Below are 24,030 nucleotides of genomic sequence, written 5' to 3'. Positions count from 1 at the left end.
GGCTAGGCAAGGTACTCGGCCAGGCGGTCGAAGAACTCGATCCAGCCCGCCTTGGCCTGCTCGGCGTGCGCGGGGTCGGTGTTGACGCCGTACTGGTGGAAGCGCATCCCCGTCTTGCCGTCCGCCTCGGTGAAGTCGATCGTGACGACCGACGCCGGCCCCTCGCCCGGGTTGTCCGGGTCGCCCGTGGTGAACACCAGCCGCTCCGGCTCCGTCACCTCGCGGTAGGTGCCGTCCAGCGTCGCCTCGAACCCCTCCTCGCCCACCAGCGTGGCCCGCCAGACGCCGCCGGGGCGGGTGTCCAGGGTGATCCGGCCGACCGGCGTGCTGAGCATCCGCGGCCCGAACCACTGCGAGAAGCGCTCCGGCTCGGTCCAGGCGGCCCACACCAGCTCGCGGGGGGCGTCGAAGAGGCGGTTGATCTCGTATTCGGCGGTCTGGGTCATTGTCGTGTCCTTTCCGGTTCGTTCGATGGCTCAAAGGTCGCAGGGCGCGCTTCAGATCTCCTTCTCGTCGCCTTAAGGCGCGTGGCAGGCTGGCGGTATGAGGATCATTCGCGCCGCCAGAGTGCTCACCGGCCGGCCCGGAGAGGTGATCGCCGACGGCGAGGTCCTCGTCGACGGCGACCGGATCGTCTCCGTGGGGCCGCGCGGCAGCGGGGGCGAGGCCGCCGAGGTCCTCGACCTGCCGGGCCACACGGTGCTGCCCGGGCTGATCGACGCGCACGTCCACCTGGGGTTCGACGCGAAGGTGGACCCGGTGACCCGGCGCAGCGCCGAGAGCGACCACCACCTGCTGTTACGCATGGCCGAGAACGCGCGCAAGCTCGTCTCCGCCGGCGTCACCACCGCCCGCGACCTGGGCTCGCGCGGCTTCCTCGACCTGGCCCTGCGCGACGCGATCGAGGAGGGCCTCACGGTCGGCCCGCACATCGTGGCCGCCACCAGGCCCATCACGATCACCGGCGGCCACTGCTGGTACATGGGCGGCGAGGCCGACGACGAGCCCGCCATCCGCCGCGTCGCCAGGGAGAACCTCCGGGCGGGCGCCGACTGCCTGAAGGTGATGGCCTCCGGCGGCCTGATGACGCCGGGCGCGCCGCCGAGCTGGGTCCCGCAGTACGGCACCGAGCAGCTCAGGGTCGTCGTGGAGGAGGCCGCGTCGCGCGGCAAGGGCGTCGCCGCCCACGCCCACGCGCACGCCTCCATCCGCAGCTCCATCGAGGCGGGCGTCACGACGCTGGAGCACTGCACGTTCTTCGGCCCGTCGGGGCACGACTACGACGCCGAGCTGGCCGACCTCGTCGCAGCGAGCGGCACGTACGTGTGCCCCACCGTGCACGGCGTGTTCTGGCGGATGCGCGAGGCTTACGGGCCCGAGATGATCGACGCCTGGCTGAACGCGGTGGCCGCCATGCGGGAGGCCGGGATCCGGCTCGTCGCGGGCACCGACGCCGGGTTCACCAACGGCGGCATCGCCAACGAGACCGACGGGTACGTCGCCGGCCTGGAGGTGTTCGCGGAGGCCGGGTTCGGCCACGCGGAGATCATCGAGATGGCCACCGTGCGCGCCGCCGACGCCTGCGGGGTGGGCGGGGTGACCGGCAGCCTGGAGGCGGGCAAGCGGGCCGACCTGATCGCGGTCAAGGGCGATCCGCTCGAACGCCTGGCCGACCTGCGCGATCTCACACTCGTCCTGATCTCCGGTCGTTCCGTCACGCAGACGGGCATCGACACGGTGACCTCGTCCGTCGGCTGAGAGGATTCTTCATGCTGCCCTGGTCCGCCGAGCTGGCCGGCCGTCTCGACCACGCCGTCATCGACAGCGCCCTGCTGCGCGGCAACCCCCTGGGGGATCCGCACGAGCGCCCGATCATGGTGTACGTCCCGCCCGGGTACGACGACGATCCCTCCCGTCGCTACCCCTCGATCTACGTGCTGCTCGGCTACACCGGCCACGTCGCCATGTGGCTGAACCGGGCTCCGTTCCGGCAGCCGTACCCGGAGCTCGCGGACGCCGCCTTCGCCTCCGGGGAGGCCCTGCCCGCGATCGTCGTGTACGTGGACGCGTGGACCTCGCTCGGCGGCAGCCAGTTCCTCGACTCCCCCGGCACCGGGCGCTACCACTCCTACCTGCGGGACGAGGTCGTGCCGTGGGTGGACGCCCGCTACCGCACGATCGCCGACCGCGACCACCGGGCGGTCACCGGCAAGTCGAGCGGCGGCTACGGGGCCATGGTCACCGCGATGCTGGCGCCCGACGTGTTCGGCGCGCTGGCCACGCACGCCGGCGACGCGTTGTTCGAGGTGTGCTCGCGCGGGTCGTTCCCCGAGGTGGCGCGCAGGCTGCGGGACATGTACGACGGCTCGTACGACACGTTCCTCGCCGACTTCCGCGGCCGCCTGGCCGGGACCAAGGAAGGGGACCTGGAGCTGCTGGAGATGTACGCGTACGCGGCCGCCTACTCCGCGGACCCCGACGGGACCGTACGCGTGCCCTTCGACGACACCGGCGCCGTCGTGCCGGAGGTGTGGGAGCGCTGGCTGTCCTGGGATCCCGTGCTGATGGCCCCGCGGCACGCCGAGGCCCTGCGCTCGATGCGGGCGATCTGGGTGGACGCCGGGAGCAAGGACGAGTACTTCCTGGACTTCGGGGCGGTGGCGTTCCGGCGGGCGCTGGAGGCGGCGGGCGTCAAGGACGAGAACGTCTATTTCGAGCTCTTCGACGCCGGCCACGGCGCCATCGAGTACCGCTACCCGCTCGCCCTCGCCTGGTTGTCCCGCCGTCTGACCCCCTAGGTCCGCAGGCTGCGCACGCCGGCGAGGATCAGCTCCAGCCCGGCGCGGAAGGCCGCGTCGCGCTGCTCCCGGGGCCAGGTCTCGGCCTTCCTGGCCTGCTCCTCGACCGTGTAGCCGTTCACGTAGGCCATGACGGTGTCCACGGCCACGGCGGCCCTGTCCGCGGGGATGCCCGCCGCGGCCAGGGCCGCGACGAGCGCGTGGAAGCCGGCCACGGCCTCGTCTCCCGCGTGCTGGAACGTCGCCATGAGGCGGGCCCCGTCCCGGTGGGCCAGCATGAGCTCGCGGATGCCGATCGCGACGATCCGCAACTGCTCGTCCCAGGGGCCGTCGAGCGGCGGTGCGGGGCCGTCCTGCGGGGTGACCAGGTGCGCGACCATCGCGTCCAGTAGCGCCTGTTTGCTGGGGTAATGCCGATACAGCGCCCCGGCCTGCACCCCGAGCCGGCCGGCCAGGCGGCGCATGGTCAGCCCGTCCAGGCCGACCTCGTCGAGCAACTCGATCGCCGCCCGCAGGACCTGGTCGCGCCGCTCCCCCATGAGACCTCCTTGACAGTACGGCTCCGCCAACGTGAACAATGTACACGTGAACGTTGTTCACGTCGGACAGGGAGGACGGCATGAGCGGACAACGGGTTCTGGTGATCGGGGCGGGCCTCGGCGGGCTGGCCCTCGCGCACGCGCTGGCGCGCGCGGGGATCGACGTACACGTGTACGAGGCCGACGACGGCAGCGGCGATCGTTTCCAGGGCTACCGGATCGGGCTGGCGCCGCTCGGGTGGGCGGAGCTGCGCGCCTGCCTGCCGGAGCGGCTGTACGCGCTGGCGGAGGCGACCAGCGGCGACCTGGACGGCCCCGGGCTGCTGTTCGACGAGCGGCTCACGCTGCTCAGCAGCGACCTGCTGGGACCGCCGGACGAGACCCGGGCGGTCGATCGTCAGGTGCTGCGGCGGATCCTGCTCGGCGGTCTCGGCGACCGCGTCACGCACGGCAAACGCCTGACCGGGGTCGCCGAGACCGGCGAGACGGTGACGGCCCGCTTCGCCGACGGCACCCAGGCCACGGGCGACGTGCTGGTCGGCGCCGACGGCGGCAACTCGGTGGTCCGCCGCCACGTGGCCCCCGAGGTGGGCCACGTCGATGCCGGCCTGTGCGGCGCGATGGGCCGCACGCCGATCACCGAACGCTTCGCGGAGCTGGTGCCGGGCCGGGGCACCATGGTCAAGGGCCCGGGGATCACGCTGATGCTGGGCCGCATGCGGTTCGCCAGGGAGCCCTCGGAGGCCGCCGCCGAGCTCGTACCCGGGCTGGTCCTGCCCCACCGGGACAGCTACGTGCGGTGGGTGCTGCTCGTGCCCCCGGAGCACCCGGCGTCGCGGCAGGCCCTGGTGGACGCCCGCGAGCTCGTCCTGGAGCTCATCGACGGCTGGCACCCCGACCTGCGGGAGCTCGTGCGCTCGGCGGACATGAGCGCCGCGGGCCCCGCCAAGGTCTACGACCGTCCCGTGCCCGCGTGGCCGGCGGGCCGGATCACGCTCCTCGGCGACGCCGCCCACCTGACGCCGGCCAGCGGCGGCAACGGCGCGAACACCGCCATCCAGGACGCCCGGCGGCTGGGCGACCGGCTGGCCGAGGTCCATCGGGGCGAGCGGGACCTCCGGTCGGCTCTGACCGAATACCAGGCCGACCTGCTGGAACGCGGGAACGCGGCGGTGGAGCACGGCAAGGAGGCCATGAAGCGGTTCGTCCCGGCGGGCTCTCAACCATCCAGGTGACACTTGTCAACCGAACGATTGATGCTCTACCGTCCTTGCACATGGCGGCACGGAGGGCGCCGCGCCCTGAGGAGCGCGGCAAGGCGGCGGAGCTGACGCGGGAGCGGATCCTGCGGGCCGCCGTGAGCGAGTTCGGCGAGAAGGGATATTCCGGCGCGCGCACCGCCGGGATCGCCGCCCGCGCCGGCGTCAACCAGCAGCTGATCTCCTACTACTTCGGCGGCAAGCAGGGGCTGCTGGAGGAGCTGCGGCGGCGCCGGCAGGCGGACGAGTCCGCGTCCGACGCCTCGTCCACCTCGTTCGCGGAGTCGGTCGGGGCCCAGCTGGAGCGCACGCTCGACGACCCGGAATGGGCGCGGCTGGTGGTGTGGCAGGCGCTGGGCGACTGCCCGTTCGCCGACGCCGAGGAGGGACAGCGGTACGCGCAGGCGCAACGCGCCCGGATGGCCGAGTCGCTGGAGCGGATGCGCGGGCGGCAGGAGGCCGGGGAGGTCACCGATCGGGTCGATCCGGCGTTCGCGCTGCTGGTCGCCTATGCGGTGGTGTTCGCGCCGATCACGATGCCGCAGTTCGTCCGGGACATCTTCGGCGACGAACCGCTCTCGCCCGAGGTGCGCCGCCGCCTGCACGGTGAGCTGGTCAGGCTTCTCGGCCAGGCCGAGGATTAGGGAGGTTCTGCGGCGATGGTGATGGTGGTCTTCGGGGCTCGGGGCAGTGTGGGGCGCCATGTCGCCGCCGGTCTGCTGGCGGCCGGCGAACGGGTGCGGGTGACGAGCAGGGACCCGGAAAAGGGCGGCCTGCCCGCTTCCGCGGAGGTCGTGGCGGCCGATCTGGACCTTCCTGAGACGTTGCCCGCCGCGCTGGAGGGCGCCACGAAGGTGTTCGTGTACGCCAAACCGGACGGTGTCGCGGGCTTCGTCGAGGCGGCCAGGGCGGCCGGGGTGCGGCAGGTGGTGCTGCTGTCGTCGGCGGCGGTCGTGATCGAGGGCTCCGAACACAACCCGATCGCCGTGCACCACCAGGTCGTCGAAACGGCCGTGGAGGGCTCGGGACTGGACTGGACGTTCATCCGGCCGGGGATGTTCGCGACGAACACGCTGTGGTGGTGGCAGGCGGCGATCCGGGGCGGGGGCGTGGTGCGGCTGCCGTACCCGGAGGCCGAGACCGCCCCCATCCACGAGAAGGACCTGGCGGCGCTCGCGGTGACGGCGTTGACCGAGCCCGGGCACGAGCGGCGGGCGTACACCGTGTACGGGGTGGAGTCGCTCACCTTGCGGCGACAGGTCGAGCACATCGGGGAGGCGATCGGGCGTCCGATCGCCGTCGAGGTGGTGTCGGAGGCGCAGGCGCGGGAGGAGATGGGCCGGACGACGCCGGCGGTCGGCGTCGAGGTGATCATGAAGCAGTGGGCGGCCCGCGACGGCATACCCGCGCAGACCTCGACGGCGGTGGAGAAGGTGACCGGCCGCCCGGCGCGCACGTTCGCCGAATGGGCCGTCGACCACGCGGACGACTTCCGCTGAGCGCGGGTGCGGCCGGCGTCTTCACCTGTTCTGCGGGGGTGTCTTCTTCCTGCGGCCGCGTCGGGGGCTCGACCCGCGCGGGTTCTGCGGCGGCCCGGGCCTGGGCTCGACTCCCGGCGCGTACCCGGGTGAGCGATACAGGGGCCGGCCTCCGTACCAGCCCCACATGAGGCAGATCAGCCCCACGAGCAGGGCCAGGACCGGCACCAGGTAGAGCAGCGCGTCGAGCCGGAGCAGCCCGGCGGCGGTCACCCCCGTGATCGACGCGACCAGCACCCAGCCCGGCCCGTGCCAGTACGGTTTCCCCAACGGCCTGTCGGACTCCTCCCAGCCCCGGGGCGTGCGCCGCCGGAGCCGCCCCGCCGGCCACAGCCGCGTGCCGTCCCCGGTTATCACGACCGCTCGCCTGAACGGCCCTCCCCCGATCCGCACCTGCGCCTTCAGTCCCTCCGCCCGCTCGTCGACGGCGGGATCCCAGTGGACCCGCTGGTAGTACGGCCTCGCCCCGCGCTCGGGGACGAGCTTCAGGTACGGGCTGAACCAGCGGACCCCCCTTGTCCTGTACTCCAGGATCAGCGGCCGGACCTGCCACCGCACCTCGGCCGCCGACGCCGCGTGCCGGTTGAGCAGGAACCGGGCCAGCACCAGGACGAGCCCGAGCCCGTAGACGCCCCCGACGACGAACGGAGCTCGCCTGAGCATGTCCCCGGGAGGGGGCACGTCCTCATGCCCGGCGGGGAACACCAGACCGCCGGGCTCGGCCGGGTCGTAGCGGATGGGCAGCACCGAGCCCCGCACGAAATGTTCGGAGTCGGCCTGGATCATCGTCTGATGGCTGTTCCTGCCGTCGGACCAGTCCAGGTAGAACATCTCCGGATTGCCCTGGTCGTCGAAGTCGATGTACTGCACCGTGGCCGAGGCCCGCGCCGTGGCGCGAGACTCCGCGTCGGCGACGCCGGCGGCCTGGACCGCGAGCACGCCGAACGCCACGAGCGCTCCCAGGGTGAAACCCCCGAGCGACACCAAGGCGATACGCGATATCGGCCGTAAGCCATGCACCCACACAGTTTGGCGCGAGGGTCTTTCGCCACGCTTTCATCAGTCTGTCGCCGTTCTCCGCGCCTTCCGTCCGTAGTCGGCTGACGCGTCAGCCGACTACGGACGGGTGTCAGCCCAGATGCCGGGCGAAGAACCGCAGCGAGCTGTCCGTCTCGAACCGCGGCAGATCCCCGTGCTTGCCGGGATTGGCGTGCAGCGTCTTCTCGGCCGAAGCGAAGGCGTCGAACAACGCCAGGCCCTCGGCCCGCGGCACCCGCTCGTCGTCCCACTGGAGCAGGAACTGCACCGGTACGGTGATCCGCGCCGCGCTCTCGGCCAGCGTGGTCGCCCCGAGCAGGCCCAGCACCGCGGCGCCGACGCGGGATTCCGCGGCGACGAACGGGACGCCGAGCCCGCAACCCATCGACACACCCCAGTAACCGACCGGACCTGCGCCGACGTGGTCGAGCTGCTGGAGCGCGGTCAGGACCGCCTGCCATTCCGCGACGGCCTGACCGGCCAGAAGACTGTGCATGGCGAGGACCTGCGCGGTCGCGTCCTCGCCTGCGGCCGCGCGGGCCCGCATCTCGGTCGCGATCCGGCCGAACTCCTCGCCCTTCGGCCGCTCGCCGTGGTTGGGCGCGTCGATCGCGGCGACCGCGAACCCGCCCTCGGCGACGAAGTCGTGCGCGCGGGCCAGGATGCCGGGCGCCTTCTTGTGCTGCCCGCCGCCGTGTCCCATCAGGATCAGGGGACGAGTGCTCGGGGCGGCTTCCGGCGTCCACAGCACGCCGGGGATCTCGCCGAGGGTGAAGAGCTGTTCGGTGACGCCGTCCGACGACGTCCGGGAGATGAAGCGCATGGCGTTTCAAGCCTTTCGGGAGGCCTTCTGCGGGCGCTCCCTAGACCATGCGTGGGAGGGAGCCCCGACCTGTCACAGCGTTGATCGGTCTCACCTCCTCGAGTTCGCGGCGATGCACGGCGCCGCCGAAGCTATCACAACACGTGGAGGGAGTACGCTGTGGCTGGCGTTTCGGGACGCGACCGGTCCGCGGAAAGGGCTCAGCCCACCCGATCTTCATGGTGTTCAGTCATGGTGCAGTTCCTCCTTTTCGGCCCGAAGATGCGGACGTCGGGCATAACCGGAAGGGAGGTCTTCGTGGCGAACCGTCTGCCCGAAAACCCCAGCCTCGACCACCTGAAGAACGAGGCCAAGCAACTGCTGCGCGGCGTACGCGCGGGCGAGCTCCGCGCACTCGCGACGGTCGGCGGGTGGTATCCGGGTGCGCCGTCAGAACTGCGGTTGGCCGACGCGCAACTGGTGGTCGCCCGCAAGTACGGCTTCACCAGCTGGCCCCAGTTACGGGCACACCTGGCGATGCTGGGCAGGTTCGCGCGCCGGCCGCACGAGGTGGGCCCCTCGGCCGACCCCGCGACCGAGTTCCTGCGGCTGTCCGGCCTGGCCTACCACGGACCCGCGAGGACCGTGGCGGCGGCGCGGCTGCTGGACAGGCGTCCCGAGACGGCCGGCGCGTCGGTGTGGACGATGGCGGCGCTCGGCGACGCCGCCGGGACGGCCCGCGCGGTCGCGTCCGACCCCGCATCGGCCCGGGCCTCCGGCGGCCCCTTCGGCTGGGAGCCGCTGCTGTATCTGACCTGTTCACGGGTGGCGCAGGCCGACGCCGTGGGGACGGCGCGGGTCCTGCTGGACGCGGGAGCCGATCCGAACACCGGCTACCTGCCCGAAGGGCTCGGACCGCCGTTCACCGCCTTGACGGGCGCGCTGGGCGGCGGGGAGCTGGGGCAGCCGCCGCATCCGCGGGACCTGGAACTGGCCCGGGTGCTCCTGGAGGCCGGGGCGGACGCCAACGACGGCCAGGCTCTGTACAACCGCGGAGTCATGGGCGACGACACCGGCTACCTGGAGCTGCTGCTGGAGTTCGGGCTCGGCGGCGGGGACGGCGGGCCATGGGCGGCCAGGCTGGGACGCGTACAGGACTCCCCGGCCCGCATGCTGGCGAACACGGTGCTGACGGCCGCGTTGCGTGGCCAGGCAGGCCGGATGCGATGCCTGCTGGCACACGGCGCGCCCGCGGACGCCAAGAGCGACGGGCATCCGTTCTTCGGCGGGCACACGGCGCTGGAGCTCGCGCTGCTGGGCGGGCATACGGAGGTCGCGCGGCTCCTGTCCGACGCGGGGGCCTCCGGCACCCTGCGCGGGCTGGACGCCGCGGAGGCCGCGATCATGCGAGGGGATCGGGAGCAGGCCGGGCACCTGCTGAGCGCCGATCCCGGACTGGCCGGGCAACTCCTGACACGGCGGCGGGATCTGCTCATCAGGGCCGCGGAGTACGGCCGGGTGCCTGCCGTACGGCTGGCCTGCGGGCTGGGGTTCGACGTGAACGCGCGCCTGCCGGCGACGGCGTTGCACAAGGCGGCGCGGGCAGGCGACCTGCCGATGGTGCGAGCGCTGGTGGAGTTGGGAGCCGACCCGTCAGTACGGGAGCACGACTACGACGCCACGCCGCTGGAGTGGGCACAGTTCGCCGGCCAGGCCGAGGTGGTGGACTTCTTGCGCTGATCACCACCACCATCTCATCATCAAGCATCCCGGTCCCCCGCACGCCCCCAGCCTCCGCGGCGACCCGGCCTGCTCCTTGCGCTTGCTGCGGGACCGCCGCGGTGCGTTACCGAGTTGTGGCGATCTGTCCGAGCAGGTCCGTCGTCACGCGGTCGAGGCGGGCCGCGGCGTCCGGGTCGAAGTCCTTGCCGGTCATCGGCAACGGCTTGCCGCGCATGTAGGCGGTGACGGCGGATCCGGGCGCGGCGTCCAGCAGTGCGGCGATCGGCACGATCGCCTTGCCGACCGGCATCGCGAAGAACCGGGCGAGCGCCTTGGTGACGGCACGCCTGGGCTGCGGCAGCGGGTCGGCCATGCCGGTGTTCACGAAGCCGGGGTTGTAGAGGACATAACGCGTACGGGCGGCCGGGTGGCGAGCGGGGAAGCCGGCTCCCAGCAGGTCGTTGCAGCGCGAGGACTGCATCGCCGCGCGCATCCCCGTGTAGCCCTCGCGCCACTGGAGGTCGTCCCAGTTGACGCGGCCCGGCAGTCCGCCGGGTCCGGCGATGTTCATCACGACGGGCGCCTGCGCGCGTTCCAGGTGCCCCATCAGGCCGTGGCCGATGACGAACCGGCTCAGGTAGGCGAGCGCGAAGGTGAACTCCAGCCCGTCCGCCGTCTCCTCGCGCTTGGGCCGGAACCGCTGGGCCGCGAACACCAGCCCGTCCACGGCCTCGGTGGTCGCCTTGACCTCCTCGACCACCTGCCGCATGCCCGCGACGGTACTCAGATCGGCCCGGAGAAACACGGCCCTGCCCTCGGCGCCGAGCCGGTGCGCCTCGGCGAGGAAGGCACGCCCCTTGTCCTCCCCGCTGGCCACGGCGATCACGCTGTCCCCGCGCCCCAGGAAATGCAGCCCGAGGCCCTTGCCCATGCCGTCCGTGCCGCCGGTGATCACGTATGTACGCATTCCCGAGCCCTCTCAAGTCATCGATCGGTGACAAGAATGCTAGGCCCGGTGGATGGTTAAGTCAACGTACGATGACTTAGGATGATTTGCATGGACCAGCCGAAACGCCGCGACAAAGCCGCCACCCGCGCCAAGCTGCTCGACGCCGCCCGCCTGCGCTTCGCCCGCCAGGGCTACGACGGCACCGGCGTGCGTGAAATCGCGGCCGACGTGGGCGTCGATCCGGCTCTGGTCTTCCGCTACTTCGGCTCGAAGGAGCAACTCCACGAGGAGGCCGTACGCGTGGAGATCCCGGCCGGCCTCACGGACGATCCGGCGCGTCCGCTCACCCACATCACCGACACGCTGCTGCACGATGTCGTCTTCGCCGACTGGGAGCAGTTCGCCGGCGAGCATCCGCTCCTGGTGATGCTGCGCTCCGCGGGACGCCCGGCCATCCGCGAACAGCTGCGTACGCAGATCTGCGAGGGCTACCTGCCCGACTTCGCCGAGAGGATGGGAGGCGAGAACCCCGCCCTGCGGGCCGAGATGGTGGGCGCGCTGCTGCTCGGCATGGGCGTGATGCGCTCGCTCCTCGGCAGCCCCGCCCTGAGCGACGCCTCCTTCGAGGAGACGCGCGCGCTGGTCGCCCGCCTGGTCACGGCCTTGAGCGATCAACCCCCTCGATAACCCCAGTTATGCGCCTTTTGTCGCGGAGCGCCGACCCGGCGTGGGGCTGACCCGAGTCACTCGCTCAACATCGCCACGACCGTCCGGGAGACGCAGGGTACGCCGCTTCTGCACGAGTGGCGCGAGAAGACGGAGAAGGGCGAGGTCATCGGGAACCGCATGATCGACGGCTACCCCTCGGTTCTCGTGGGCAGGGTGCGGCGTTCGTGCTCGGCGGTGCGTGGCGTCAACCTGCGAACTTCTCGACAGCCGCCGGGGTGACGGGGGTGAAGAAGTTGACGAGGTTGCCGTCGGGGTCGCGGAACAGCAGCGACCGGTTGCCCCAGGGCATCGTGGTGGGCTCGTTGACGAAGTCGGTCACGAAGCCGGTCAGGTTCTGGTGAACGCGATCCACGTCGTCGACGAGGAACTCGGTGATCACGCTGTGGTTGTCCGCCGGGCGGGCAGAACCCGGGGCGAACAGCGGGACGGTGCGAGTGCCGGCGATCGCGAGGGTGGCCTTGGGGGTCCTGAGTTCGGCGAAGTCCTCGGTGGCCCACACCGCACGCACCCCTGTGGCTCGTTCATAGAACTCGACGAGGCGCGCGACGTCGCTGGTGATGATCCGGATAGAGACGAAGTTCATGGGGAGCTCCTTGGCTGTGCTGGTGTCGTGCGCTTCGCAGACTAGGAGAAATAGTGGACAGAATCGGTCCTGTATTCGCATAGGCTGCGAACATGCCTCGACCCACTGGGCGCGTGCTGACACTCCTGGAGCTGCTGCAGTCGGGCGGCATCCGGACCGTGGCCGAACTCGCCGACCGGCTCGGCGTCGAAGGACGTACCGTGCGGCGGTATGTGGACCAGCTGATCGATCTCGACGTGCCCGTGGAGTCGGTGCGCGGCCGCTACGGCGGGTACCGGCTCGCTCCCGGGTACCGCCTGCCGCCGCTCATGCTCAGCGACGACGAGGCGCTGGCCGTGCTGCTCGGCCTGGTCGCCGGCCGCCGAGCAGGGTTGATGACGACGCAGCACACGGCCAGCGAGACGGCATCGGCCAAGATCCGGCGGGTGCTGCCCAAGCACCTCGCCCGCCGGCTCGACACACTCCTGGAGTCTCTCGCCTTCACGGATCAGCCCGGCGAGTTCGCCGCCCCGGACGCCGGGATCCTGCTCACCATCGCCGATGCGGTACGCCACCGCCGACCGGTCTCGATCCGCTACACCGACCGCGACGGGCGGCTCAGCGAACGCACGCTGCACGCGTACGGGATCGTCGCCCATTCGGGCCGGTGGTACGTCACCGGCAACGACGCCCGGATCGGCGAGGACCGGACCTTCCGGCTCGATCGCATCGCGGACGCGAGGGCCCTGCCCGGCTCATTCGACGCGCCCGCAGGTCCGGGTCCGGCACAGCGCGTGTTGTCAGGGTTCGCCACGGCTGAGTACCGGCATGAGGTGACCTTGCGGATCCACGGGACAGTTGAGCAGATTCGCGCCCACCTTCCCGCCAGCGTCGCGAGCCTGGAGGAGCACGAGCCCGCGGCCGGCGAGGACCGGGCGAGCGAGCGCTGGCTGCGCGTCGAGCTACGGGTGGAGCGGCTCGACTGGTTGCCTCCGGCACTCGCCGCACTCAACCGGCCGTTCGTCATCGAGCGCCCCGACGAACTGCGCGACCGCGTCATCGCGCTCGCCGATCACCTCGCGTCCTACGCCCGCCAAGCCTGACGGCGAGGAACCAATGTCATGAGATGGCACACCTGGTCGTCGTCCAGCAGGGGCCGGCCGCCGGACGCGACCAGGCCGAGAGTGAGGACCGGACGGTCAGCGCCGGCACCACCGTGGTGCACACGAACCGCACCGGCTTTCCCGAAACCAGCTCCTGTCGCACACCGAGTTACCGGCTCCGGCCCGAACTCGGGGGTGTCTGCTGGTGTCTCGCCTGTTCAGGGATATCGGCAGGCCCACGGGGGCCTTCGGCGGGCGGGGTGGGCTCCAGCAGGCCCACCACCCGGATGGGCAACGGGTGGGCGAGCCTGGCCCACCTACCCGGATGCCTACTCGTGGCGGGCCGTGCTGTCTCGGACGATGAGTTCCGTTGCCAGTTCGACCCGCTTGGTCTCCGGGACCTCGCCGCGGCCCATGGCCAGGACCGTGCGGGTGGCGAGGGCGGCCATCTCCTGCAGCGGCTGGCGTACCGTGGTCAGGGGTGGCCAGGCCGACTTGGACAGGGGCAGGTCGTCGAAGCCCACCACGCTCAGGTCCTCGGGGACGCGAAGGCCGCGCTGGCGGGCCGCCTCGAACACGCCGAAGGCCATCAGGTCGCTCCCGGCGAAGATCGCCGTCGGGGGCGTGTCCAGGGAGAGCAGCGCGTGGCCCTCGTCGTGGCCCGACTCCACCAGGAACGTGCCGCGGCGGATCAGCTCGGGCTCGATCGGCGCCCCGGCCGTCTCCAGGGCCGCGCGGTAGCCGTCCACGCGGGCCTGGCTGCACAGCATGTCCGTGGGGCCGCTGATCATGCCGATGCGCCGATGGCCGAGTTCGAGCAGGTGGCGGGTGGCGGCCAGGCCGCCGTTCCAGTTGGTGGCCCCGACCGACACGACGCCGGGGGCGGGCTCGCCCTCCGGGTCGACCACGGCGAACGGGAGCGAGCGCGCGCTGAGCTGGGCCTGGATGCCGGTGGACAGGCGCGAGGCGACGATGACCACGCCGTCGGTACGGCGGGCGGCCAGGCGTTCGAGCCAGTCGCGGCCCGGTCCGGCATGGGTGTGCAGGACGGAGATGACCACGCTGGCCCCGGCCTCGTGGGCCGCCCCCTCCGCGCCGCGCACGATCTCCATGGCCCACGGCGACTCGATCTCGGCGAAGACCAGGTCGACCAGGCCGGCCGGGGTGTCGTCCTGGCTGATGCGCCGCTGGTAGCCGTGTTCCTGCAGGAGTCGTTCGACTCGATGGCGGGTCGCCGGAGCGACCTCTGGACGTCCGTTGATGACCTTGGACACCGTCGGAATGGAGACCCCGGCCTCTTCCGCGATCAGTGCGATCGTCACCCGCCGCTTCGCTGACACGTTCGGGAGTGTATCCGAAAGTTTCGGTTTGGGATCGCTCCCACCCGAGGTGTTGACGCTTTACGCAGCGTTTACCTACGATCCAGGCAGCGAAACTATCGGGGAGATAACGAAATTTTCGCACGGTGCGCCGCACTGTGCCCCATGAGTCACGCTGAGTCCCGCGAATCACGTGCAGGGGTCCGTACGGCAGGCCGAGCCAGTCTGAGGGAAGGACCCCTGATGAAACGCAGTCTGGTGTTGATCGCGACCGCAGTGCTCATGACCGGCTGCGGCGGTGGGGGCGGTGGGGGCAGCAGCACGGCCCCCCAGCAGAGCGGCTCGGCCGCCAAGGTCACTCTTGAATGGTGGCACCTGTCGACCACGGAGCCGCTCAAGTCCCTCTGGGCGCAGCGGGCCAAGGAGTTCGAGGCCAAGCATCCCAACGTCACCATCAAGGCGACCGTCCTGGAGAACGACGCGTACAAGGCCAAGCTGACCACGATCACGCAGTCGGGCAAGGCTCCCGACCTGTTCGCCACGTGGGGCGGCGGCGTGCTCAAGCAGCAGATCGACGCCGGGCTGGTCAAGGACATCTCCTCCGACGTCGCCGACGTCCTGCCCAGCTTCACGCCGGCCGCGCTGACCGCGTACCAGGTCGACGGCAAGACGTACGGGCTCCCCACCGACATCGGCCTGGTCGGCTTCTGGTACAACAAGAAACTCTTCGCCAAGGCCGGCGTCACGCAGCCGCCCGCCACGTGGTCGGCGTTCCTCGAGGACGTCAAGAAGCTCAAGGCGGCGGGCGTCACCCCGATCGCCCTGGCCGGCAAGGAGAAGTGGCCGGGCCACTACTACTGGGCCTACCTCGCCATGCGCATCGCCGGCCTCGACGCGCTCAAGCAGGCGGCCGTCGACCACGACTTCACCAAGCCCGACTTCGTGGCCGCCGGACAGCAGGTCAAGGCGCTGGCGGACCTGCAGCCGTTCCAGAAGGGCTTCCTCGGCGCGGGGTACGGCACCCCGGACGGCCAGGCGGCCACCGTGGCGAACGGCAAGGCCGCCATGGAGCTGATGGGCCAGTGGGCGCCCGCCGTGCAGAAGGACGCCGGCAAGGGCCTCGGCGACGACCTGGGCTTCTTCCCCTTCCCCGCGGTCGAGGGGGGCAAGGGCTCGATCTCCGACGCGTTCGGCGGTGGCGGCGGCCTGGCCGTGGGCGCGGACGCCCCCGCGGAGGCCGTGCAGTTCGTGAAGTTCATGACCGAGATGGACAACCACTCCAAGGCCGTGGCGGCCGGCGGCGTGCTGCCGGTGCTCAAGGGCGAGGAGAGCGCGGTCACGGACCCCAACCTCAAGCAGGTGGCGACCCAGCTGGCCGCGGCCGGCGGCTACCAGCTCTACCTCGACCAGGCCTACCCGCCCGCCGTCGGCCAGCAGGTCAACGACAGCGTCGCCGAGCTCATCGCCGGTACGAAGACGCCGGAGGAAGTCGGCAAGGCCATCACCGAAGTGGCCAAGAGCGAAGGATGACGACCCTCGTCAAGGGGCCGGAGGCGGTCACGCGTCCGGCCCCCTCCCCTGCCGCCAGGCGGCGCGGCCGCTGGGTGACCATCGCCCTGTTCCTGCTCCCCGCCCTGGTCCTCTTCCTGCTGCTGGTCGTCGCACCCATCCTCGTGGCGTTCTACGCCAGCGTGTTCAGGTGGAACGGCTTCGGCGGCCTGCCGACCAACTTCATCGGGCTCGACAACTTCACCCGGCTCTTCGGCACCGAAATTTTCGGCCAGGACCTGTGGCACCTGCTGGTCCTCGTGCTGCTGTCGGTCTGCGTCCAGCTCCCGTTCTCGCTGGCCATCGCGATGCTGCTGAACCAGCGCATCCGCGGGCGGGCGCTGTACCGGGTGGTGTTCTTCGCGCCGTACGTGCTCTCCGAGGTCATCACCGGCGTGCTGTTCTCGCTGATCCTCTCGCCCGAGTCCGGCATGGCGAACCAGGTCCTGTCGGTGTTCGGGCTCGACTCGGAGTGGCTGGCCGACCCCGACACCGTGATGCCGTCGCTCTTCCTGGTGATGATGTGGAAATATTTCGGCTTCCACATGATGATCTATCTCGCGGGGCGGCAGAGCATCCCGAACGAGCTCATCGAGGCCGCCCAGATCGACGGGGCCACGAGCTGGAAGACGTTCCGGCACATCACGCTGCCGCTGCTCGGGCCGACGATCCGGATCAGCGTCTTCCTGTCCGTCATCTACACGATCCAGCTCTTCGACCTGGTGTGGATCCTCACCCAGGGCGGGCCGTCGCACTCGTCCGAGACGATGGCCGTCACGATGATGGACTGGGGCTTCAAGCGCTCCCAGGTCGGCTACGCCAGCGCGATCAGCGTCGTGATGTTCGCGCTCAGCCTCGTCTTCGCCCTCGTCTACCAGCGGTTCGTGATGCGCCGCGACCTGGCGGGCGCGACCACCTCGATGGGAGAGCGCCGATGATCCATCGCAAGAAGTCCTCGCCGCGGCGCAACACCCTGCCGCTGCATCTGATCGCGTGGGTCGTCGGCCTGTTCATCATCATCCCGGTGGTGTACGCGCTGATCGGCGGCTTCAAGTCCACCAGCGAGCTGTCCACCAACCCGCTCGGGCTGCCCAACACCTGGGCCACAGAGAACTACACCGACGTGATCGGCTCCGGCTCGTTCTGGCTGCAGCTGTGGAACAGCACGTTCATCGCGGTCGTGACGACCGTGCTGACCGTCGGGGTGTCGGCGCTGGCGGGGTTCGTCTTCGCCAGGTTCGCCTTCCGCGGCAGGGAGCTGTACTTCACGCTGTTCACGGCCGGGCTGATGTTCCCGTTCGCGGTGGCCATCCTGCCGATCTTCGTGCTGCTGCGCACGTTCGGGCTGCTGGGCAACCCGCTCGGCGTGATCCTGACGCAGGCGGCCTTCGGCCTGCCGCTGACGATCATCATTCTGCGCGGCTTCTTCCGCGGCATCCCAGGCGAGGTCGAGGAGGCGGCCATCATCGACGGCTGCAGCCCGTTCGGCTTCTTCTGGCGGATCCTGCTGCCGATGGCCAGGCCCGCCATCGCCACCGTCTCGGTGCTGGCCATCGTGGGGAGCTGGAACAACTTCATGCTGCCGCTCGTGGTCTTCAACGAAGAGTCGAGCTGGACACTGCCGCTGGGCATCCAGCAGTTCCAGGGCCAGTACGCCTCCGACACCGCCCGCATCCTCGCCTATCTCGTCCTGGCCATGGTGCCCGCGCTCGGCTTCTACGCCGTCGCGGAACGTCACCTGGTCGGCGGTCTCACCGCGGGCGCGACGAAGGGGTGATCACCTTCCACCTGCGAACGTGACTCGCCGCACACTGTCGCTTCCAGCTCTTGCGCTAGGTATGCTTCGCCTGCCCTAATTTAGGTAAGCCTTTCCTCAGGGAATGCCAAGCAAAACCTCAGCAAACGGGAGTGACGGTGCTCGCCAGTTACCTCATCGGACTGCGCGAAGGTCTCGAGGCGGCACTCGTCGTCTCAGTCCTGGTCGCCTTCCTGGTCAAAAGTGACCGCAAGGACAAGCTCCCGCAAGTGTGGACGGGAGTCGGCGCGGCCGTCGCGCTGTCCGTGGGGTTCGGGGCACTGCTGACGTTCACCGCCGCCCATCTGGGACACACCGGGCAGGAGCTGTTCGACGCGATCACCTCGCTGCTCGCCGTCGTGTTCGTCACCTGGATGATCTTCTGGATGCGGCGGGCGGCCCGCGCGCTCTCCGGCGAGCTGCGGGGCAAGCTCTCCGACGCGCTGGAGCTCGGCTCGATCGCGGTGGTCGTGATGGCGTTCCTCGCCGTCGCCCGCGAGGGGCTGGAGACGGCGATCCTGTTCTTCGCCTCCGTTCAGGGCGCCGTCACCACGCCGGAGCCGCTCATCGGCATCAGCCTGGGGCTGCTCACCTCCGTACTCATCGGCTGGGGCCTCTACCGCAGCGCCGTGAAGATCAACCTCACCAAGTTCTTCACCTGGACGGGGCTGCTGCTGATCCTCGTGGCCGCGGGCATCTTCAAGTACGGCGTGCACGACCTGCAGGAGGCCAACATCCTGCCCGGCCTGAGCACGTACGCCTTCGACATCAGCAGCGTCATCCCCGCCGACTCCTGGTACGGCACCCTGCTGTCGGGCATGTTGAACATCACGCCCCAGCCCAGCGTCGCCGAGGTCATCGCCTGGGCCTGCTACCTCGTCCCCACCCTTTTCTTCTTCCTGCGCAACACGCGGGTGAAGTCCACGCCGTCGCCCGCTTCCTCCGCGGCCTGAACAGGAGCATCATGCGCACCCCCATCCGCCTGTCCTTCGGGGCGCTCGCCCTGGCGACGCTGGCCGCCTGCGGCTCGGGCAACGCCCCCGCCGCCTCCCCCGCCTCCGGCTCCGCCCCCGCCAAGCCGGGCAAGGTCACCGTGGCGGCGTCCGACACGGAGTGCAAGGTCGGCGCGTCCGAGGTCGCGGCGGGCACCACGACGTTCACGATCACGAACGGCGGCACCAAGGTGACCGAGTTCTACGTGTTCGCCCCCGGTGACCGGGTCATGGCCGAGGTCGAGAACATCGTTCCCGGGCTGACCAGAGAGCTCATCGCCGAGCTGCCGGCGGGCGCGTACGAGACCGCGTGCAAGCCCGGCATGGTCGGCAAGGGCATCCGCAACGCGTTCAAGGTGACCGGCGAGCACAAGGCGCTCACCGAGGACGCCAAGCTCGCCGACGCGGTCGCCAGCTACAAGCGCTACATCAAGTCGCAGAGCGACACGCTGCTGGTCAAGACGCAGGAGTTCGTGGACGCGGTCAAGGGCGGGAAGATCGACCAGGCCAAGGAGCTGTTCCCGGTCGCGCGTACGTACTGGGAGCGCATCGAGCCGGTGGCCGAGATCTTCGGCGACCTCGACCCGGCCATCGACGCCCGCGAGGCGGACCTGGCCGACGGCGAGGAGTGGACCGGCTTCCACAGGATCGAGAAGGACCTGTGGATCAAGAAGGACATCAGCAAGGACGGCGCCATCGCGGACAAGCTGATCGCCGACGTCAAGACGATCGTGGACAAGTCGAACGCCGCCGAGCTGACTCCCCTGAACCTGGCCAACGGCGCCAAGGAACTGCTCGACGAGGTCGCCACCGGCAAGATCACCGGCGAGGAGGACATCTGGTCGCACACCGACCTGTGGGACTTCGACGCCAACCTCGAAGGCTCCAAGGCGGCCGTGCAGTCGCTCAGGCCGGTGCTGGAGGATCGGGCTCCCGACCTGGTCAAGACGCTGGACGAGAAGTTCACGGCGGCCGAGGCGGCGCTGGACGCGCACCAGAAGGGCGACGGCTGGCAGCTGCACAACGAGCTGTCCAAGGCTGAGCTGAAGACCTTGTCGGACGCGATCAACGCGCTGGCCGAGCCGATCAGCAAGATCGCGCCGGTCATCACCAAGTAGCGGGAGGTGACGGCAATGAGCCAGCGGGTGAGCCGCAGGGGGCTGTTCGGGCTGGGAGCCGCGGGCGCCGCCGTGGTCGGGGCCGGGGTCGTGGCCGCGAACACACTCTTCGAGGAGCCGCCGGTCGCGCACGCCTCCTCGACCTCCGACCCGTTCCCCTTCTATGGCGAGCACCAGTCGGGCATCGTCACTCCGGCGCAGGACCGGCTGCACTTCGTGGCGTTCGACGTCACCACGGACAAGCGCGCCGAGCTGGTCGAGCTGCTGCAGGAGTGGACGGCGGCGGCCGCGCGGCTCACGCAGGGCAAGGAGGCCGGGTCGTACGGTGCGGTGGGCGGCGCGCCGGAGGCCGCGCCCGACGACACGGGCGAGGCGCTGGGACTGCCCGCGTCGGGGCTGACGCTGACGATCGGGTTCGGGGCGTCGCTGTTCGACGAGCGCTTCGGGCTGAAGGACAAGCGGCCGGCCGCTCTCGCCGACTTGCCGAAATTTCCGGGAGAGCAGCTCATTCCGGAAATTTCCGGTGGGGACATCTGCGTGCAGGCGTGCGCCCACGACCCCCAGGTCGCCGTGCACGCCATCCGCAACCTGGCCAGAATCGGCTTCGGCAAGGTCTCCGTACGCTGGTCGCAGCTCGGCTTCGGCCGTACGTCGTCCACGTCCCGCTCCCAGACGACCCCCCGCAACCTGATGGGCTTCAAGGACGGCACCAACAACCTCAAGCTGGAGGACGCCGCCCTGCTCCGCGACCAGCTGTGGGCCGCCGCGCAGGACGGCAGCGACTGGATGGCGGGCGGCTCGTACATGGTGACCAGGAAGATCCGGATGGCGATCGAGACCTGGGACCGCACGTCGCTCGTGGAGCAGGAGCAGATCTTCGGCCGGGACAAGGGCGAGGGGGCTCCGCTGGGCAAGAAGGCCGAGTTCGACCCGGTGGACTTCGCGTCCAAGGGGGCCGACGGGCAGCCGAACATCAAGGACGACGCCCACGTACGGCTCGCCCACCCGACCTCCAACGGCAACGCGCACCTGCTGCGCCGCGGCTACAACTTCGTGGACGGCTCCGACGGCCTCGGCCGCCTAGACGCGGGCCTGTTCTTCATCGCCTACCAGCGCGACCCGCGCAAGCAGTTCGTACCGGTACAGATGAACCTGGCCAAGCACGACGCCCTCAACGAGTACATCAAACACGTCTCCAGCGGCCTGTTCGCCTGCCCACCCGGGGTCCGCGACGCCGGCGACTACTGGGGCCGCACCCTCTTCGGATAGCCAGCAGTAGGTTGCGCGCCGCCACCCACCCGTTGCCCTATTACCAAGTGGGCCTGCTGGACCCCGCCCCGGCCAAAGGTCTTCGCGGGGAGCGCTTCGCGCTCGGGGCTCAGGCGTCCTCATTTGGGCGCCTGGCGGCGCAACCCCCGCGCCTCGCGGCGCCATCGCCCGCCCGTTGCCCGGTCACCGGGTGGGCCTCCTGGAGCCCGCCCCGAGCGGTCCTCGCTGCCGCTCGGTCGCCTTCCTGGAGCGCGCATGGTCCTTCGCAAGGGGGCGCTTCGCGCACGGGGCTCAGGCGATGCTTCCAGTCGGGCCAAGCCCCGACCCCTTCGCTGGGACGCTCTTCGGCAAAGCGCCCACACGGGCATCGGCAGAACGCCCACGCCTCATGCGGCAGAACGTCCACGTAATGTTCGGCAGAACGCCCACATAGCTAGCGGCAAACTGCCCATACAACCGGTTGACCTCCGGTAATCTCCGTCAGTGTGACACAGCCAGCTCTGTTCTCTCGCCGCGCCCAAGCCATGACCCTGGAAGCACTGGCGGACACGCGGGTGGTCGTCGTCAACGGCGCTCGGCAAGTTGGAAAGAGCACGCTGGCGAGCTTGATCGCCAGCCAGGTGGACAACGCCCGCCAGCTCTACCTGGATGACCCTGCGATCCTGGCCGCAGCCGAAGAGGATCCCGTCGGCTTCGTCCGGCACGACGCACTTCTGCTGATCGATGAGATCCAGCGTGCCCCGCAACTACTCCTGCCGATCAAGCACGAGGTTGATCGGGATCCGCGAGCAGGCCGTTATCTCCTCACCGGTTCCGCACGCCTACTGGACCTACGCGATCTGCCAGACGCCCTGCCGGGCAGGACGGAGACCATCGAGTTGTGGCCACTGTCCCAGGGGGAGATCGACAGCGCTCCGGATGGCTTCGTGGATTACGTCTTCACACATGGCGCCGACGTTTCCATGCGTCCCTGCTCGCTGCGTAAGCCTGACTACGTGGACAGGGCGCTGCGCGGCGGCTACCCGGAGGCGGTCCGGCGGGACCCGGGACGCCGGCGCAACAGGTTCTTCGACTCCTACATAACCGATCTGATCACCAGAGACGTCCGCCAGATCTCCGACATCGAGCGTCCGGCAGAGATGCGCAGGCTTCTCAGCGTCATAGCGGCCCGGATGGGAGGACTGGCGGTGGTCCAGTCGATCGCCGGCGACGTGGGTCTTCCTCGGATGACGCTCTCCCGCTATTTGGACCTCCTGGAACTGGTCTTCGTGATCAAACGCATACCTGCCTGGTCGTCGAATCTCACTCGCCGCGCCATCTCCACGCCCAAGCTGCTCGTCACAGACAGCGGACTCGGCGGCCAGCTCATCGGCATGTCACCAGAACGCGCTAGAGACGTCACCGCCCCCGTTGGCCCCCTGCTCGAGAATTTCGCGATCGGTGAGGTGGCACGTCAGCTCACCTGGGCCAACGAACCCGTCCAGCTGCTCCACTACCGAGACCGCGACAAAGTGGAGGTGGACATCGTCCTGGAGCACGCATCCGGCGAAGTGATCGGCATTGAGATCAAAGCCGCCGAAACCGTCCGAGGCGACGACTTCCGTGGACTGCGCCACCTGGCCGACAGGCTCGGAGCAAGATTTCGCGCTGGGTTCGTCCTCTATACCGGCGAACAGGTCCTGCCTTTCGGCGAGAGGCTGCGCGCGCTCCCCATGGCGTCCTTGTGGACGCTCGGCAACACGACCGAGAAAGAATAGCCAGGTCAGCGCGCCAAAGCACGTATTTCCCTGTACGGGGCGGGCGGACCTGGAGCCGAGCCGGTGGCCCAGATCTGTTGAGCACACCACGAGAGTCACTATCGCCTTCCGGCCTGCCGCCATTACTCGCCCTTCGTACGGACAGCCTCTGGTCCGTTGCTGGATAAGGGCAGCCCTTGGGACTATCCGCAATTCCGCTTGCCCGGCGGCCGCGGTCGGCGAAAGCGCCCTTGCAGGCGCTGGCCGCACAGAGGTGGAGGCGTTGCCAGCCGCCCGAGGCGGCGTTCCATACTCTTTTACTGTGGATACACGGATGTTGTGGCATGGCGGGGTCACGGGTACGGATGGAGCCGGCGTCCCCCTCCACCGACCTGGTACGAGGAAACATGAGTCGTGACGTCTCCGTCGGCCTGGAGTTCCAGCGCGACATCGACTTCGAGGAAATCCTCGATCGGCTCGCTCGGGCCGGTTGGGAATTCCTCCGCGAAGAGGACTCCATCTGGTACTCGACCGACTCCGACTGGAAAGTTCTGCCACTGGCCCGCCTGGACGAGGCGAAGCGCGACATGCGTACCGCTTACGAGGCCGGGGAGGCAGTGAGCATCACGGCCAGGCTGCCCGATGAGGAGACCTTCGCGAACGTGCTGTTCCACGAGAAAAGGACGTCGGTCTGGCTGATCCCCCTACTGGATTACCGCGCCATCGCGCACCTGCCTGAGTTCGTCGATCTCGGCTGGTATCTCGAGAGGTTCCTGGCTCCGTGCCGAGATCTGCCCATCCTTCGAACGGAAGCCAGCGAGCAGCGGTGACGGTGCCGGATGGGAGGGCATGCTGACGCGCCGGGCGGTTGAGGGTCTCGCTGCCGCCGGAAGCGCGACGAGCTCGGTGGAGGTGCCGGCAGGACCTTCAACGGCGGTGGGGAGCCTCAGCCACTACGGGCCTATGCGCCCTGGCGGGCACCCTCAGCGATGGCGGGCGCGGTTGGCGCAGCGGGTCGAGCAGAACTGGCGCTTGCTCGGGCGACTGTGGTCCACGAAAGCGTCCTTACAGGGGTCGGCCGTGCAGAGGCGCGGGTGTTCCCAGTCGCCCGTGGCGGCGAGGTCGAGCAACTCGGCGACGGATCGTACGGCGAGCTGTTCAGCCAGGTCGGGCACCATCCGGAGCGGTGAGCCGCTGGCGTGGTACTCCACCCG

At 69.9% G+C, this 24,030-nt stretch carries 24 protein-coding genes; 16 read left to right on the top strand and 8 right to left on the bottom strand.

Features of this window, described 5'->3' with window-relative positions; genetic code table 11:
• Nucleotides 1-2: 2 nt before the first annotated feature.
• Nucleotides 3-446 (bottom strand): SRPBCC domain-containing protein, encoded by a 444-nt coding sequence (locus tag AB0J87_RS05190; protein ID WP_350729830.1) that lies wholly within the window; start codon nt 444-446, stop codon nt 3-5.
• A gap of 97 nt (nt 447-543) precedes the next feature.
• Here AB0J87_RS05190 and AB0J87_RS05185 point away from each other — a divergent pair, with 97 nt between their 5' ends.
• Nucleotides 544-1,758 carry an amidohydrolase family protein gene (locus tag AB0J87_RS05185; protein WP_363962711.1) on the top strand — a complete coding sequence of 405 codons (1,215 nt, stop codon included), beginning with the start codon at nt 544-546 and terminating at the stop codon, nt 1,756-1,758.
• 11 nt (nt 1,759-1,769) lie between these two features.
• The gene (locus tag AB0J87_RS05180; RefSeq protein ID WP_363962710.1) at nt 1,770-2,798 is read left to right on the top strand and encodes an alpha/beta hydrolase-fold protein; all 1,029 of its coding nucleotides are present in this window, start codon (nt 1,770-1,772) and stop codon (nt 2,796-2,798) included.
• On the opposite strand, the gene AB0J87_RS05175 is transcribed toward AB0J87_RS05180, so the two are convergent.
• Nucleotides 2,795-3,337, bottom strand: a complete 543-nt coding sequence (locus tag AB0J87_RS05175; protein WP_363962709.1) for a TetR/AcrR family transcriptional regulator C-terminal domain-containing protein — start codon at nt 3,335-3,337, stop codon at nt 2,795-2,797. The two genes, AB0J87_RS05180 and AB0J87_RS05175, sit on opposite strands and share 4 nt — an antisense overlap.
• 80 nt (nt 3,338-3,417) lie before the next feature.
• Between AB0J87_RS05175 and AB0J87_RS05170 the strand changes: the two genes are divergently transcribed.
• From AB0J87_RS05170 to AB0J87_RS05160, 3 genes are read left to right on the top strand one after another with little or no spacing between them, the layout of a single operon-like run.
• The gene (locus AB0J87_RS05170) at nt 3,418-4,572 is read left to right on the top strand and encodes an FAD-dependent monooxygenase (RefSeq protein ID WP_363962708.1); all 1,155 of its coding nucleotides are present in this window, start codon (nt 3,418-3,420) and stop codon (nt 4,570-4,572) included.
• Nucleotides 4,573-4,613: 41 nt separating this feature from the next.
• Nucleotides 4,614-5,240 carry a TetR family transcriptional regulator gene (locus AB0J87_RS05165; RefSeq protein WP_363962707.1) on the top strand — a complete coding sequence of 209 codons (627 nt, stop codon included), beginning with the start codon at nt 4,614-4,616 and terminating at the stop codon, nt 5,238-5,240.
• Between the two features lie 15 nt (nt 5,241-5,255).
• The gene (locus AB0J87_RS05160) at nt 5,256-6,095 is read left to right on the top strand and encodes an NAD(P)H-binding protein (protein WP_363962706.1); all 840 of its coding nucleotides are present in this window, start codon (nt 5,256-5,258) and stop codon (nt 6,093-6,095) included.
• 21 nt (nt 6,096-6,116) lie between these two features.
• On the opposite strand, the gene AB0J87_RS05155 is transcribed toward AB0J87_RS05160, so the two are convergent.
• Together AB0J87_RS05155 and AB0J87_RS05150 are read right to left on the bottom strand one after the other, a co-directional pair.
• Nucleotides 6,117-7,121, bottom strand: a complete 1,005-nt coding sequence (locus AB0J87_RS05155) for a hypothetical protein (protein ID WP_363962705.1) — start codon at nt 7,119-7,121, stop codon at nt 6,117-6,119.
• 142 nt (nt 7,122-7,263) lie between these two features.
• Nucleotides 7,264-7,995, bottom strand: a complete 732-nt coding sequence (locus AB0J87_RS05150) for an alpha/beta hydrolase (RefSeq protein ID WP_363962704.1) — start codon at nt 7,993-7,995, stop codon at nt 7,264-7,266.
• Between the two features lie 297 nt (nt 7,996-8,292).
• Here AB0J87_RS05150 and AB0J87_RS05145 point away from each other — a divergent pair, with 297 nt between their 5' ends.
• Nucleotides 8,293-9,714 carry an ankyrin repeat domain-containing protein gene (locus AB0J87_RS05145; RefSeq protein WP_363962703.1) on the top strand — a complete coding sequence of 474 codons (1,422 nt, stop codon included), beginning with the start codon at nt 8,293-8,295 and terminating at the stop codon, nt 9,712-9,714.
• A 106-nt stretch (nt 9,715-9,820) separates the two neighbouring features.
• Here AB0J87_RS05145 and AB0J87_RS05140 read toward each other — a convergent pair whose 3' ends face one another.
• Nucleotides 9,821-10,663: an SDR family NAD(P)-dependent oxidoreductase gene (locus AB0J87_RS05140; RefSeq protein ID WP_363962702.1), complete on the bottom strand. Its 843-nt coding sequence runs from the start codon at nt 10,661-10,663 to the stop codon at nt 9,821-9,823.
• A 90-nt stretch (nt 10,664-10,753) separates the two neighbouring features.
• Between AB0J87_RS05140 and AB0J87_RS05135 the strand changes: the two genes are divergently transcribed.
• Nucleotides 10,754-11,332, top strand: a complete 579-nt coding sequence (locus AB0J87_RS05135) for a TetR family transcriptional regulator (protein WP_350728649.1) — start codon at nt 10,754-10,756, stop codon at nt 11,330-11,332.
• Between the two features lie 226 nt (nt 11,333-11,558).
• Here AB0J87_RS05135 and AB0J87_RS05130 read toward each other — a convergent pair whose 3' ends face one another.
• Nucleotides 11,559-11,957, bottom strand: coding sequence for a VOC family protein (locus AB0J87_RS05130; protein ID WP_363962701.1), 399 nt, complete (start codon nt 11,955-11,957; stop codon nt 11,559-11,561).
• A gap of 92 nt (nt 11,958-12,049) precedes the next feature.
• On the opposite strand from AB0J87_RS05130, the gene AB0J87_RS05125 reads away from it, so the two are divergent.
• Nucleotides 12,050-13,039, top strand: coding sequence for a YafY family protein (locus AB0J87_RS05125; RefSeq protein WP_363962700.1), 990 nt, complete (start codon nt 12,050-12,052; stop codon nt 13,037-13,039).
• 329 nt (nt 13,040-13,368) lie between these two features.
• Here AB0J87_RS05125 and AB0J87_RS05120 read toward each other — a convergent pair whose 3' ends face one another.
• Nucleotides 13,369-14,379 carry a LacI family DNA-binding transcriptional regulator gene (locus tag AB0J87_RS05120; protein ID WP_363962699.1) on the bottom strand — a complete coding sequence of 337 codons (1,011 nt, stop codon included), beginning with the start codon at nt 14,377-14,379 and terminating at the stop codon, nt 13,369-13,371.
• 222 nt (nt 14,380-14,601) lie between these two features.
• Between AB0J87_RS05120 and AB0J87_RS05115 the strand changes: the two genes are divergently transcribed.
• From AB0J87_RS05115 to AB0J87_RS05080, 8 genes are all read left to right on the top strand, one after another.
• The gene (locus tag AB0J87_RS05115) at nt 14,602-15,888 is read left to right on the top strand and encodes an extracellular solute-binding protein (RefSeq protein ID WP_363962698.1); all 1,287 of its coding nucleotides are present in this window, start codon (nt 14,602-14,604) and stop codon (nt 15,886-15,888) included.
• Nucleotides 15,885-16,844, top strand: a complete 960-nt coding sequence (locus AB0J87_RS05110; protein WP_363962697.1) for a sugar ABC transporter permease — start codon at nt 15,885-15,887, stop codon at nt 16,842-16,844. Before AB0J87_RS05115 ends, AB0J87_RS05110 begins: the two co-directional genes overlap by 4 nt.
• Complete coding sequence (locus tag AB0J87_RS05105) at nt 16,841-17,683, top strand: carbohydrate ABC transporter permease (protein ID WP_363962696.1); 843 nt, start codon at nt 16,841-16,843, stop codon at nt 17,681-17,683. Before AB0J87_RS05110 ends, AB0J87_RS05105 begins: the two co-directional genes overlap by 4 nt.
• A 137-nt stretch (nt 17,684-17,820) precedes the next feature.
• The gene (gene efeU / locus AB0J87_RS05100; protein WP_350728642.1) at nt 17,821-18,654 is read left to right on the top strand and encodes an iron uptake transporter permease EfeU; all 834 of its coding nucleotides are present in this window, start codon (nt 17,821-17,823) and stop codon (nt 18,652-18,654) included.
• A gap of 11 nt (nt 18,655-18,665) precedes the next feature.
• Nucleotides 18,666-19,811, top strand: coding sequence for an iron uptake system protein EfeO (efeO, locus tag AB0J87_RS05095; RefSeq protein WP_363962695.1), 1,146 nt, complete (start codon nt 18,666-18,668; stop codon nt 19,809-19,811).
• 15 nt (nt 19,812-19,826) lie between these two features.
• Nucleotides 19,827-21,080, top strand: a complete 1,254-nt coding sequence (gene efeB / locus AB0J87_RS05090) for an iron uptake transporter deferrochelatase/peroxidase subunit (protein WP_363962694.1) — start codon at nt 19,827-19,829, stop codon at nt 21,078-21,080.
• Between the two features lie 524 nt (nt 21,081-21,604).
• On the top strand, nt 21,605-22,837 hold the full coding sequence (locus tag AB0J87_RS05085) for an ATP-binding protein (protein ID WP_363962693.1): 1,233 nt from the start codon (nt 21,605-21,607) through the stop codon (nt 22,835-22,837).
• 386 nt (nt 22,838-23,223) lie between these two features.
• Complete coding sequence (locus tag AB0J87_RS05080) at nt 23,224-23,646, top strand: hypothetical protein (RefSeq protein ID WP_363962692.1); 423 nt, start codon at nt 23,224-23,226, stop codon at nt 23,644-23,646.
• 153 nt (nt 23,647-23,799) lie between these two features.
• Here AB0J87_RS05080 and AB0J87_RS05075 read toward each other — a convergent pair whose 3' ends face one another.
• Nucleotides 23,800-24,027, bottom strand: coding sequence for a CGNR zinc finger domain-containing protein (locus tag AB0J87_RS05075; protein WP_363962691.1), 228 nt, complete (start codon nt 24,025-24,027; stop codon nt 23,800-23,802).
• Nucleotides 24,028-24,030 lie beyond the last annotated feature (3 nt).

The sequence above is a fragment of the Nonomuraea sp. NPDC049625 genome (assembly GCF_040675285.1).
Classification (GTDB): domain Bacteria; phylum Actinomycetota; class Actinomycetes; order Streptosporangiales; family Streptosporangiaceae; genus Nonomuraea; species Nonomuraea angiospora_A.
The sequence above is the reverse complement of the archived record's forward strand: the minus strand, read 5'-3'. Positions and strand labels throughout refer to the sequence as shown.